This is a genomic window from Candidatus Phytoplasma asteris, from assembly GCF_038505995.1.
In the GTDB taxonomy this organism is placed as follows: Bacteria; Bacillota_I; Bacilli_A; order Acholeplasmatales; family Acholeplasmataceae; genus Phytoplasma; species Phytoplasma asteris.
Window position 1 is genome coordinate 625,325 of record NZ_CP128414.1, and the last position, 13,036, is coordinate 638,360.

12 protein-coding genes and 1 pseudogene are annotated in these 13,036 nt (G+C 27.2%); 8 read left to right on the forward strand and 5 right to left on the reverse strand.

Features of this window, described 5'->3' with window-relative positions; translation table 11 throughout:
• From QN326_RS03325 to dnaX, 5 genes are all read right to left on the reverse strand, one after another.
• A complete protein-coding gene (locus QN326_RS03325; RefSeq protein ID WP_034172219.1) occupies positions 1-987 on the reverse strand; it encodes a phosphatidylserine decarboxylase in 987 nt (328 codons plus the stop codon).
• Positions 988-999: 12 nt separating this feature from the next.
• Positions 1,000-1,734, reverse strand: a complete 735-nt coding sequence (locus tag QN326_RS03330) for a CDP-alcohol phosphatidyltransferase family protein (protein ID WP_342386483.1) — start codon at positions 1,732-1,734, stop codon at positions 1,000-1,002.
• Between the two features lie 175 nt (positions 1,735-1,909).
• Complete coding sequence (gene rpoE / locus QN326_RS03335; protein WP_034172221.1) at positions 1,910-2,419, reverse strand: DNA-directed RNA polymerase subunit delta; 510 nt, start codon at positions 2,417-2,419, stop codon at positions 1,910-1,912.
• A gap of 123 nt (positions 2,420-2,542) precedes the next feature.
• A complete protein-coding gene (locus QN326_RS03340; RefSeq protein WP_034172222.1) occupies positions 2,543-2,827 on the reverse strand; it encodes a YbaB/EbfC family nucleoid-associated protein in 285 nt (94 codons plus the stop codon).
• Positions 2,828-2,839: 12 nt separating this feature from the next.
• Entirely contained in the window at positions 2,840-4,822 is a 1,983-nt protein-coding gene (gene dnaX / locus QN326_RS03345) for a DNA polymerase III subunit gamma/tau (RefSeq protein WP_342386484.1), read from the reverse strand.
• A gap of 958 nt (positions 4,823-5,780) precedes the next feature.
• Between dnaX and QN326_RS03350 the strand changes: the two genes are divergently transcribed.
• The 8 genes and pseudogenes from QN326_RS03350 (at position 5,781) to glnS (ending at position 13,009) form a co-directional block, all read left to right on the forward strand.
• Positions 5,781-6,044 carry a hypothetical protein gene (locus tag QN326_RS03350; RefSeq protein ID WP_050707731.1) on the forward strand — a complete coding sequence of 88 codons (264 nt, stop codon included), beginning with the start codon at positions 5,781-5,783 and terminating at the stop codon, positions 6,042-6,044.
• 31 nt (positions 6,045-6,075) lie between these two features.
• The gene (locus tag QN326_RS03355; RefSeq protein WP_342386787.1) at positions 6,076-6,741 is read left to right on the forward strand and encodes a type I restriction endonuclease; all 666 of its coding nucleotides are present in this window, start codon (positions 6,076-6,078) and stop codon (positions 6,739-6,741) included.
• Between the two features lie 20 nt (positions 6,742-6,761).
• Positions 6,762-7,505: a DEAD/DEAH box helicase family protein gene (locus QN326_RS03360; RefSeq protein WP_342386485.1), complete on the forward strand. Its 744-nt coding sequence runs from the start codon at positions 6,762-6,764 to the stop codon at positions 7,503-7,505.
• On the forward strand, positions 7,448-8,701 hold the full coding sequence (locus QN326_RS03365) for a type I restriction endonuclease subunit R, EcoR124 family (protein ID WP_425323431.1): 1,254 nt from the start codon (positions 7,448-7,450) through the stop codon (positions 8,699-8,701). The genes QN326_RS03360 and QN326_RS03365 overlap by 58 nt, the downstream gene beginning before the upstream one ends.
• A 58-nt stretch (positions 8,702-8,759) precedes the next feature.
• Positions 8,760-9,149, forward strand: a complete 390-nt coding sequence (locus QN326_RS03370) for a type I restriction-modification system subunit M N-terminal domain-containing protein (protein ID WP_342386487.1) — start codon at positions 8,760-8,762, stop codon at positions 9,147-9,149.
• Positions 9,150-9,278: 129 nt separating this feature from the next.
• Positions 9,279-10,169 (forward strand): annotated as a pseudogene (locus QN326_RS03375) (HsdM family class I SAM-dependent methyltransferase); the annotation flags it as partial.
• Positions 10,170-10,421: 252 nt separating this feature from the next.
• The gene (locus QN326_RS03380) at positions 10,422-10,868 is read left to right on the forward strand and encodes a restriction endonuclease subunit S (RefSeq protein ID WP_041624842.1); all 447 of its coding nucleotides are present in this window, start codon (positions 10,422-10,424) and stop codon (positions 10,866-10,868) included.
• A 431-nt stretch (positions 10,869-11,299) separates the two neighbouring features.
• Complete coding sequence (glnS, locus tag QN326_RS03385) at positions 11,300-13,009, forward strand: glutamine--tRNA ligase (RefSeq protein ID WP_034172133.1); 1,710 nt, start codon at positions 11,300-11,302, stop codon at positions 13,007-13,009.
• Positions 13,010-13,036: the final 27 nt, after the last annotated feature.

A 13,036-nucleotide genomic window follows, 5' to 3' on the forward strand; every position in this document is an offset into this window, starting at 1 on the left:
TTATACTTCGCTTTCTTTATGATTGGCTTGTGTGGTGCAATTGGAGTTTTGATTTGATTTTGGTTGGGGTGTAATGGGTTCAGAGAAGGATTTATAAGTGATTGGATGGGGCTTTGTAGGAGTTATTTTTTTACCAATAACAGTTAAAATAGGGATTTGGGTTTCATATCTTTTTTGGGTGTGTTCTAAAATACGAGGATCAAATGAAACTATATTTTTTTTAACTAAGATAATAATAGTTGAACCTCCTGTATCAAAATAGCCTTTTTCTTGACCTTTTGAAAACGTTTGCAAAGGATGATTTTGGATTTTTCCTACCAATGTGGCTCCTACTTCTATTTGAACTATTTTACCAAAATTTTTGGTTTGTAAGATACTATATTCGCGAGTGTTTGTTTTAAACACATCAAAACTTTCAAAGGCAATGGGATTTACTGTATGTAATTTTCCTTTGATTTTGCAAGGAAACATTTGAAAAAAACCTTCGTCTACAAAAAGATAACGGTGATAATCATGGGGTTCTAAGCGGAAAATAAGCAAATAGCCTTCCTCGTATTCTTGAGCTAATGTGGGATTTTGCAACAAATCAACTAAACTGTAATTGGTTTCTTTGATGCAATAGAGTGCTTTTTTGGTGATAGGATAAATGCTTAATTTGGATTCACAAGGACTGATAAAAGCAAAGTTGTCTTGAGGAATAGCAAGTTCTTTGTATTTTCTTGTAAAAAAATCATTATAAGAACTAAATTTTTGTTTTTCAAATAAGCTTAAATCAATTTGGTGTTGTTCGATGATTTTCAAAGCGTATTGGCGTGACCAAGGAGAATAAAAATACAGATTAACTAACCAAGAAATAGGTTTAGTGATCAAAATTTTGAGAAGGCATCTTTTCCAAAAGTTTTTTTCTAAGTTTGTGTATAAAAATTTTTGCAGGCGACTTGCTGGGTCTTGACAAATAATTTTTCCTTCTAAATTAACTATTTTCATATTGTAAATCGCTCACTTTGTAATTGCCATTGGTAACAAATATTTTAATAAGATTTTAAGCAACATAAATAGGATAAAATTTAGTGCTAATAATAAAATAATTGTTATTGTAGTTTTGGCTTTTGGCTTGGGGAAATGGATTTTTTTACAAAGAAATAAAAAAGTTAAAAGTAATATGCAGGCAAAATGAAACCAAAAAAAAGTAGGTCTTTGTTCGATAAATCCTAAACTTTTGAAATCCCAAGTTTTGCAAATAAACTTAGCTAAAAATAAAAAAGGAAATAAAATAGCAGCTGCAGTTACGGGCAAACCTGTAAAATAAGAAGGGCTTTGAGAGTCGTATTTTTGGGTTTCAGCTAAAACATTATAATAAGCAAGTCTAATTAAGGCTGCCAAAAGATAAAAGCCCCAAACTAGCCAAACAAGTGCAAATAGCCAAAATTCTTCTTTTAGGGTTGAAGTTTCACCTTTGAAACTCAAAGAATAGTTAATAAAAATAGGAAGGACGCCAAAGCTTATTATATCGGCTAAAGAATCAATTTGAATGCCATAGCTTTTTTCTGTATGACTGCGATTTTTTTTGGTTCGGCTTACCACACCATCAAACATATCACAAACGCCTGATATTAATAGGCAGATTAAAGCAGAAGTGTATTTGCCGCAAGCACCAAAGCCAATGCCACAAAAACCACTCATTAAATTTAGGTAAGTTAAATAAGTTGTATAATTGTAAAAACCTAAAAACATATTATTTAACCTCGTTTTACTAATGTTTTTTCTTAAACCATTTTTGGTTGTTTAGAGTTGGGGGAAATAAAAAAGGAAAAATCCCTTATCAATCAAGAATAAAGGATATTAATGAACTTAAAAAACTTGATAATTATTGATTGGTTGTTTGTAAATGCAAATTGTAAAGTAGTAATTATTTTTCATAAAGATGTTCGTATTCTTCTTCTAATGGATCTTCATAATCATCTTTGTCTTCTAAAACAATATCATCTTCAATTTTGTCATCGTCTTTGTTTTGTTCTTCTGAAGGTTTGTCTTCTAAATCAAGCAAATCATCTTGTAGAGGGTCAGTTTGGACAGTGTCTTTGTCAGAAAGGAAATCCTCAAAATCTAATTCTTGTAAATTAGTATCTTCGTCTAGAGGTTCGTCGTTTGAAATTTGAGTTTTTTCAAAAAAATCTTTATCCCAAAAAAGTTTATTATTTTCTTTAATAATTAATTGATTGTCTTCACAAAAAACAAATTTTCCGCTCAAAGCGATGTCTAAATAAAGCTGATTAGCTACATTGGGGTTGTTATTTGGGATTTGGTGTTTTTGCAATGTTTGTTTTAATAAATCATAGACTGAAACAGGATTGTGATGTTTTTTCATAATGTCATAAGCAGTTTCCAAAAGTGATTTTGGAGTTTTGGTTTTTTTCATAAAATACCTCCTTTTAATGTAATAATGTTTGGGATTTGGGAAATAATGATAAGTGATAAAATAAAAAGAAAAGAAAAGGGCTAAATAAAATAAAGAAATGCAAAATATGGGGGGGTAAAAATTTTAGAATTCTATCAAATATCCAGATGCTTTTTGCATGAGTTCTTTGGATTTTCTTTCTAACTTTTTTAAAGCAGCATTAAAAGCCAACAAAACGCTTTCTTGGAGAATTGCTTTGCTGTGAATTTGAGAAATAATAACATCTACGACTTGTTTGGTGCCTTGTAAAACAATTTCTACATCCCCTGCTTTGCCAATAAATTCTTGTAATTCTAATTGTTGTTGGGCGTTTTCAATTGCTTCTTGCATTTTTTTTAATTTTTCAAACATATTAGATTGTGTTTTCATAATTTTTTGCTCCTAGTTAATTATTTCTACTATATCTTTACCAAAAAAATCATAAGCTAGTTGGATAATAGCAGGCTTGGTTGGTTGGGTCGCTTTGATTTGATATAAGTCAAGATCAAAATTGCAAGTAGCTGTGAATTTTGCAATTGATGCCTGGTTTGGATGAGGATGATTTTTGTTGTAAAAAGTTTCTAAGGCTTGCCAATCTTGTTTTAAAAAAGCAATGTAGTCTGTAATTGCAAAAGTGTCGTTATTCAAAATTTCTAAAGCTTTTTGTTTGATGTTTTTTTGTAAAACAAGTTCAAAGGCATCTTCATCTTCAAAAACTAAAATCATTTGTTGGGATTGACTCAAAGCAACTATTTTTCCTCTATCCAAAATTTCGGATACATTTTTATAATAACTGTGAGTAGAATAGCGATTTTTTAAATTTGTCCAAAAATTTGTTATTTTGTTTTTGGTTGGCTCGTCTTGATTAGATAAAATATTAATTGCAAATGATATCAAATCACAAAGAGAAGAATTGGAAAAATAAGGGTTTTTTTTTGTTGGGGATTTGGTTTCTTGTGAGTTTTGGGAAGGCAAGTTATTTTGTTGAGTCAATTCGGAGGTAGTAGAATTGTTAGGTGTTTTTTGTGAAAAATTATTTTGAGACTGTAAATCTTGGACTGGATGCAGATATTCTGTTTTTGGTGCTTTTGGTGGTTTTTCGTTTGCTATTGACGCAAGTTTAGTTAGTTTGATTTTTTCTGTTTTGTCAAAGGTTTTTTTTTCTGTATTGTTTTGGGTAAGCTTTGTTGGTTCATAATTTTCTTTGGCATTTGTTTCATCTAATGCAAGTGATGCTTGCTCATTATTGTAAATATTTGTTTTATTTGTTACAAATTGTTGGGTTTCTTGTAAATTGGCTTGAAATTGAAAAGAATGTAGAGAGCATATTTGCAAAAAGGCAATTTCTACCAAAGATTTTTTTTGATCGCTTTTTTTGAGGTCTTGTTGTAATTTAATTAAGATTCTTAAAAAATGATCAATGTGGTTTGTTTCTTCAAGCAATAATATTTTTTGGTCTTGGGAAAGTGGCGATGTTTTGGAATCTTTTTTATTTTTGGCATTCCAAATTAAATAATCTTTGATAGCATCAATTAAATCTAAAATTAAAAGGTCGATGTTTTTGCCTGAATCAATTACTTTGTGCAAAAGTTGCAATGCTTTGATCGCTTCTTTTTTTAGTAGATTTTGGAACATTTTTTTGATAATGCTGGCAGACACCGTACCTTTAATATTTGCAACATCTTCTGAAGTAATCAAATTATTTTGATAAGCGCTTACCTGATCTAACAAACTAAGGGCGTTTCGCATTCCACCTTCCGAATGGCAAGCAATGCTTTTGATGGCATCTTCAGTGATAAACATATTTTCCAAAGCAGCAATTTTGGTTAATTGTGCAGTGATGTTTTTGAGGTTCAAATTTTCAAAGGCAAAACTTTGGGCGCGCGAAAAAATGGTGTCAGGGATTTTATAAATTTCGGTAGTAATCAAGATGAAAACTACATGTTCGGGCGGTTCTTCTAAAATTTTTAACAAAGCGTTAAAAGCGTTTGGCGTAAGGACGTGAACTTCGTCAATAATATAGACTTTGTATTTGCCTGTGTGAGCTTTGTATTGGGCTTTATCCTGTAATTCTCTGATTTCGTCAACCCCATTATAAGAAGCGCCATCAATTTCTGTGATGTCTGTGTTTGCTTTGGTAAAGTTTTGGCAATAATGACAAGAAAAACACACATCTCCTTGATTGGGCAACAAGCAATTAATGGCTTTGGCAAAAATTTTGGCTAAAGTAGTTTTTCCAGTACCTTTGTTGCCGCTAAAAAGATAACAATGATTAATTTTTTGGTATCTGATGGCATTTTTTAAAGTTTGGATAATAATTTCTTGACCGACAACATCTGCAAAAGTTTGTGGTCTGTATTTTCTGTATAAAACTAAATAAGACACTAAAAACTCCTTTGATTAAATTATGCCCAAACCACAACAATACATCTAGATAAATTAGAACATAAATAATTTTTTATATACAAAAAAATCTCCTAAATATTATAACATATTATTAGATGAAAATAGAAGTTTATTTTGCAAATTTGCAAATGAATTATTTGTTTATTGTAATTAAAAATATTGATCTATTCTATGGTTAGAATACGATTAGATTGAATTAATTTTACATTTATTATTTTTGTATTTTTTTCCCTTTGCGTCATAATAAATAAGAGTTCCATCTTTCAATTCTTTTTTATTCATTTTGCCATTCTTTTTATAAAATTCTATTTGCCCATTTTTGCGGTTTATTTTTTCTATTGTCTCGCATTTTCTGAAAAATACTTTGTCGCCATTTTTATTTTCTATATCGCCATTGTTTTGAACAAAATATTTTTCACCATTTTGAGTATATATTTTTTCTATTTCTTTGGTTTTGCTAAAAACAATATACTCGATAACTGATTAAAATTATAAAAGCTATTTGTCTATAAATAAAATAATTAACATAATAAATAATAATCTAAAATAAACTAAATTGCTTATGACTTTATTATAACCCAAAAAATATCAAAATAATAATTTATAATCGTTTTAAAATAAAATTAATTCCCACCCATAAAGAAAAAATAAAAGCCAAAAAGACATAAAAAATGGTTAAAATAACGAATTATATTGTTGTTTTTTTTGATAAAATATAGTTAATAACGTTTATCAAGCGACGTTTAAATATTAAATATAAATCAACGACCTAATATACAAAAGACAAATTATCTAATTATTTTTTTTCATTTTAAATATTTTCTAAAATAGTTAATGAGAGTGGAGAATTAACAAATATGTGTTTAAATAATAAAAAACAAAAAAATAAAAAGGAAGAGGCGATATTAAGAAAAAGCATTATTAACAAATTAAAAAAATGGGTTATGCAGAAGTTAGCATCAAAACACAAGAAAAATTAGAGGATAATTTTAAAAGACAATTTATAGAATATAACAGTAGGTATGGTCCTGACACTTCTTTTCAAGAGAAGGGGAAGGAGGAGCTGAATGAATACTGGTTTTCTACAATTAATAGTGAATTGCTTACCAATGAAAAAATGGATGTTATCGACATTTATAAATATTTAAGAAAAGAAATAAAAATTCCAAAAAAAGACAAAAAAAGACTATTTTTATTTTAATTTTTTTAATAAAGAAAATTGGTGTAAAAATATTTTTCAAGTAGCACAAAACGTTCCTGCTCAAAATTCATATAAAAACGAGTCAAAATCAGCTGAGTATGATATAGTAATATTAATTAATGGCATACCGCTGGTATTAATAGAATTAAAAAAAAGAAGTTTGGATAAAGGGCTTGACAAAGCTTTTAAACAAGTAGAAGACTATTTCCCTAAATTAAAACAACAAGGTTTATTTAAATGTATAGAACTTTTTATAATTTCAAATGGAACCGATACTCAATATTTTTCAAATCAAGACGCAGGAAAAAGCAAGGAATTAAATAAATTCTGTTTTGGATGGAGTGATGAAAACAATAATAAAAGAAATGAAATCATGGAATTTATTCCAGAATTTTTACAACGTTGCCATTTAGCATTGTTTCTATTTTTCTTTTTGGTGCATCATGAAAAAAATCAAAAATTAATGGTTGCTAAACCTCATCAATTTCACACTATAAAAAAAATTGTTGAATTCACAAAAAAAGAAATAACTCAAGAAAGTCCTTTAAATGTTACAAATAACATTAAAAAAAAAAATAGTCATATTTGGCATACCACAGGTTCAGGTAAAACTTTAACTGCTTTTTTACTTTGTCGTTATTTGAAAAAATTTATATCCATTAATGAAACTCAAAAAAATATTATTGTTTTTTTATAGTTGACCGCATAGAACTAGATTTGCAAACTCTTCAAGAATTTAATAGTTTTGAAAAAGTTTCAACTCAAGAAATATTAAAGGTAGAAAATCTTAAAGAAATAATGCAAAATAAAAACAATGCTAGTGGAAAAATAATTGTAACGACTTTAAAAAAAATACATTCATTAATAAAAAAATATAAAAATGAAGATTTTTTAAAAAAATATAAAAATGAAAAAATGTTTTTTATCATAGATGAATGCCATAGATCGCAAAAAGGAGAAATGCATGAAAATATGATTAAATATTTTTATGGATCTTATTTTTTTGGGTTTACAGGGACGCCTATTTTCGAAAAAAATAAACTTAGTAAAAATGCTAAAACAACAAAAGAACTTTTTAATAAATGTATACATGAATATCGTTTTTCCAATGCTCTAAAAGATAAATTTGTTATTGATTATAATGTGGAATATTATAGAAAAACAAAAAATAATTCAACTTGTAAAGAAGAAGTAGTAAAAAAGATTCTAAATTCTTATCATGATTTAACACAAAATAAAAAATATAATGCCTTATTTGCTGTTTCTAATATTGATGATTTAATAGAATATTATAACATATTTAAAAACAAGGAAAATGAACATGATTTAAAAATAGCAGCTATTTGTTCTGAACATTTTAACTCTGAAAATGAAAAAAATGACGATAAAAGGGAGGCTTTTAAATCAATAAAAGTGATTTTTATAAAAATTTTAGCAAAAAAACAAAAAATCAATTTGTAGATGATAAAACGCCTTTTGTTAATGAAAAAAGATATCATGAACAAATATTAGAAAAAATGAAAACTGATAATAAAAATCAAAAAATAGATTTACTTTTGGTAGTCAACATGTTTTTAACTGGTTTTGATTCTCCTCTATTAAATACCTTATACTTAGACAAAGAGTTGAAATACCATAATTTAATCCAAGCATTTTCTAGAACAATTAGAAAACATGATAAAAGCAAAAAATACGGTAATATTTATTGTTTTCAAACGAAGAAAAAGGACAACGACCAAGCTTTATTATTTAATGAAGCAATGGGTTTATTTGATCCAGAACACACAATCAAAAAGAAAAAAAGTTATGAAGAATTAAAACTAGAATATAAAGATTACTTAAAACAAATAAGAAAATTAGCTCCTAATGTAAAATATATTGAAAAAAATATTATGGGTTATACAGAAAAAGAAAAAAAATTCATAGATATTTTTGATAAATATTCTAAAATAAGAAATATTATTAGGATAAAAACAGAGTTTGAAGAAAAATATTTTAAAAATGAAATAGACAAGGAAGAGTTCTTAGATTATAAAAACAAAAGAGATAAAATTAAATCAGGAACACCACAAAACACGTCGAATCCAAAAGATGAAATAAAACACGTTGGTAGCGCATTTATTAATTTAGATTATATAAACAAATTAATATCATCATTTGAAAAAACTGAACAAAAAATACATAAAAGCATTTCATCACAACAAAACAAAAATTTTAATAAAGAAATAAAAAATATTTTGGACGAAAATAATAATGATGTGACTAAAGAACAGCAAGAATTTTTTTTAAATAAAATTGAAGATGATAAAATTTTTTCTACAATAACACAAAATGCTCAACAAGGGGGGGCTATAAGAAATATTTTATCTAATTTGTGGAAGAATTTTGTTAAAGATTTAATTAAAGAACAAGAAAGCAAAAGAGAAATAGAGGTAAAAAGCAAAGAATTTTGTTTTGAAAATAGTAAAGATTTGGAAAAATTAATTAATGCTTATTTTGATTATAAAAAAAATGATCTGGGTTTTAAAGATTTTATTCTAAGAGAACATATCAGCAAAAATGAAAACCAAATAAAAGAATATATGGATAAAAATAAAGGGCAAAAGAGCGAAGTTTTGCCTTATCTTTATGCATTTAAATTAAGAGATGAAATTTAAGATTGATGCAGTAATTATAAAGATATCCAAAAATGACAAAATTAAGGAAAATTATAATATGAAAAATGACAAAAATCAAAATGTTCAAATTTGTAAACAAAAATTATGGAATTTGATTAATAACACTTTAAGAAATTCTGTGGATACAACTATTTTTAAAGATTATATTTTACCTCTTTTAAGTTTCCGTTATTTATCTATAAAATTTGAAAAAGATATTTGTAAAACTACAATATTGGGATCCTTTGAGAAATATAAACAAGCATGGGATAAATGGGATTCGAATGAAAAATCAAGATTTAAAAACAATATAAAAGGTTTTTGTGGATTTCACATTGAACCTCAGTATTTATGGGCTAATTTAAATAATTCTATTAATCAAGATAATTTTAGTTTTGTTGCAATAGATAAAGCTTTAAAATCTATTGAGTCACATTGTTTTAAATGATTATTTGAAAATTTTGATTTAACCGAAAAATCCAAATTAGGCAACGAGGAAGAAAAAAATACAAAATTAAAAACCCTTATTACAGGCATCGACAATATTTTTTCAGGTAATGAATTTTGTGAAGATGCAATGGGTGAAATTTATATGTATTTAATTGAAACATTTGTTAGCGATAACATTACTAAAAAACAAAAATCTGGAGAATTTTTTACACCACCCTCTGTTTCTGAACTTTTATCACAAATCATTTGTCATAAAACAAAAAATAAAAATATTACAAAAATATATGATCCTTTTTTTGGTAGCGGATCTTTACTTTTAAAAATTATAAATCATATAAATAATAATAAAGATTTTAGCGGTCAAAAATAAAAAAATGATATACCTTATTATAATTTAAAGATTGAAAATGGGGATACTTTATTATTCCCACATCAAAGCCATTTAGAACAAAAATACAACATTATCATCGCTAATCCTCCTTTTGGCACTCCATAGTATACCAATAATAAAGAAAAAAATAAAGAAAATTGCGACAGATTTTATTTAAAAGGCAAATCAATTCCTAAAAAAAGAGGAGAACTAGCTTTTATAATGCATATGTTACATCTCTTAGAAGAAGATGGCACTTTAGGTGTTATTTTACCATCTGGAGTTTTATGCGCTTCTACACCCGGAGTAATAGAATTTAGAAAATTTTTAGTAGAAAATAAATATATTGATACAATTATACAATTACCCCTAAATATTTTCCCTTATGTATCTGAAACAACCATTACTTATATTTTAATTATACAAAAATGTGTAGAAAATCAAAAACATCAAATTCGTTTTATTGATGCATCAGAAATGCATGAAAGAATTAAAAGTGGTATTTCTCTAAGACAATTAGGCAAAAAAAATATTAAAGATATAATGGAAATGGTGTCACAAAATAAAAAAAATGACAAAATGTCAATAGCAAATATAGAGCAAATTAGAAAAAATAATTATGTTTTAACCACAAACTTATATTGTTCAAATCATTTACAAGAAAACAAAGAGGTAAATATAAAAAATATTGCGATTTTCAAAAGAGAAATAGAATTATTAGAAACTAAAAAAAATAATTTATCTCAAAAAATACAACAAATAGAAAAAGAGATTGAATTATTTTTCGAAAATTCTAAAGAAAGAAAAGAAATAGCAATTAAAGATATAATACAAGAAATAACAAAAACAAATAAAGATAGCTTCCCTTATGATATTTGTAGTCTAGATTGTAAAAAAGGTTTGATTTTAAGAGATAATAACAAACAATTTAAAAAAAACATTAAAAATTATAGAATAGCATATCCCAACAATATTGTTATGAACAACAGAGATTTCTTAAAACATAAATCAATTGCTTATAATATTTATAATAAACCAGTATTGATTTCTAATATTTATTCAGTTTTTGAAGTTAAAGAGGGGTTTGATGCTAATTTTATATTGAATTTTTTAAAAAATTCTCAAGTTCATAAAAAATTAAAGGTTATTGGAAAACAAGGGGTAATATCCGAAATTGATAAAAATGTTTTTTATCAACTAACTTTTAAATTACCCGCTTTAAAAGAACAAAAACAAATAAATGTTTTTTTCAATAATTTATCTAAATTATTAAATGATATTGAAAATATTTCCATAGAAATACGCCAACTTCAAAAAGAAAAACAAGAATATTATTATTTATTATAATTATATAATTTATTCCTTACTTTTTCTTGCTTTTATTCTCCATTTTTTTAAAATACAAAAGACATTCATTAAATGAATGTCTTTTTTTGTAAATTGATATATGCTTAATGCAAATCTAAATTTAATATAAACCCTAACCCACTTTCACCAACTTCCAACTGTTAAAATGAAAAATATTTTCAAAATGCTAGTATAATATAATAGAGTGTTTTGATTAAAATATATGAAGGATATGATATTGACAGCGATATTTAGAAGTCTATTTTTTCAAAATCCTAAATTATATTTCTAATCATAAATAAAATACATAAATTAACTAATAAAAATTGGAGACCAAAACTAAGATTCCCAAACAAATTTTTTCACAAACAAAACCACCCAAAAAGCCCAAACCCCAAATAAACCAAATAAAAAGAAAAAGGACTTATAAAATGCAAAAACAATCAAATTTCATCAAAACCATCATTCAAAAAGACCTCCAAAGCGGAAAATGCAGCCAAATCATTACACGTTTCCCGCCCGAACCCAATGGTTTTTTACATTTAGGACACGCCAGAGCCATCATTATTAATTTTGAATTGGCACATTTTTTTGAAGGCAAAACCCTTTTACGTTATGATGACACCAACCCTTCCAAAGAAAAACAAATTTATGTTAATGCCATCCTCAATGACATCAAATGGCTGGGATACACTCCTTACAAAATCACTTTTGCCTCAGATTATTTCCCTCAAATGTATCAAATGGCATTTTTTTTAATCAAACAAGGAAAAGCCTATGTTGATGACCAAACCGCTGAACAAATTGCCCAAAGTCGCGGTAATTTAACCCAAAAAGGTACCAATTCTCCTTATCGCAATCGTAGTATTGAAGAAAATATCTTGCTATTTGAACAAATGAAAAAAGGAAAATTTGTAGAAGGTAGCAAAGTTTTGCGTGCCAAAATTGATATGCAAAGCCCTAACCTTAATTTGAGAGACCCTATTTTGTACCGTATTCTTTCTGCTTTTACTTTAAAACAAAAACATTGGCATATTTTCCCTACCTATGATTACGCTCATCCATTGGAAGATTCCTTTGAAAACATCACACATTCTTTGTGTTCTTTGGAATTCGAAGACCACAGACCTTTATATGATTGGATAATCAAAGAAACAAAAGCCAAACATACTCCACGCCAAATTGAATTTGGAAGACTTAATCTTACCCAAACTTTGATGAGCAAAAGACATCTTAATAATTTGGTAGAAAAAAACTTAGTAACAGGTTGGGATGACCCTAGAATGCCAACTTTATCAGGCATCCGCAAAAAAGGCTACACTCCTGAAGCTATCAAAAATTTTGTCCTTGAAACAGGCTTATCCAAAGTAAATTCACAAGTTAAACAAGAAATGTTAGAATCTTTTGTAAGAGATGACCTTAAAGGAAAATCCTTGCCTCGCATGGCAGTTATAAACCCCCTCAAACTTACTATTACTAACTTTCCTGAAAACCAAATAGAAAATCTAAAAGCTCCTTGGACTAATAATTTTCATACTTGTAAATGTTGCAACACATCTCAAACCCAAGGAAAAACCCCAGAACAAAATCAAGAACAAACAAAAGGAAAAGAACAAACCCAAGAAAGAGAAATTTATTTTTCCCGCCATCTCTACATTGAAAAAGACGATTTTGCACTCCAAAAACCAGATAAAAATTATAAAAGATTAACTTTGGGCGAAGAAGTAAGATTATTTCATGCTTATTTTGTTAAAGCTTACGATGTTGTCAAAAACAACAAAGGAGAAATAACAGAAATTCTTGCAACATACGACCCCCAAACCAAAAGCGGCAGCGGCTTTAAAGATAGAAAACCAAACGGAACTATTCATTTTGTAGAAGCAAAGACTGCTTGCAAAGCCACTTTTAATTTTTTTGCTCCACTACTTTGCACAAATGGCAATTTCAACTATAAATCCTGGCATATCAAAAAAGGTTTTGTAGAATCAAGTTTACAAAAAAGCTGTTGTTGCAAAAACCATTTGCAATTTCTAAGACAAGGTTATTTTGCAGCAGACAAAATCACAAAAGACACAAATGGAAAAACGCAAGAACTTAATTTCAATGAAGTAGTAAGCTTAAAATCAAATCCTCAAAAATAAATTTGTTCTACTAAAAAAATAAAAACT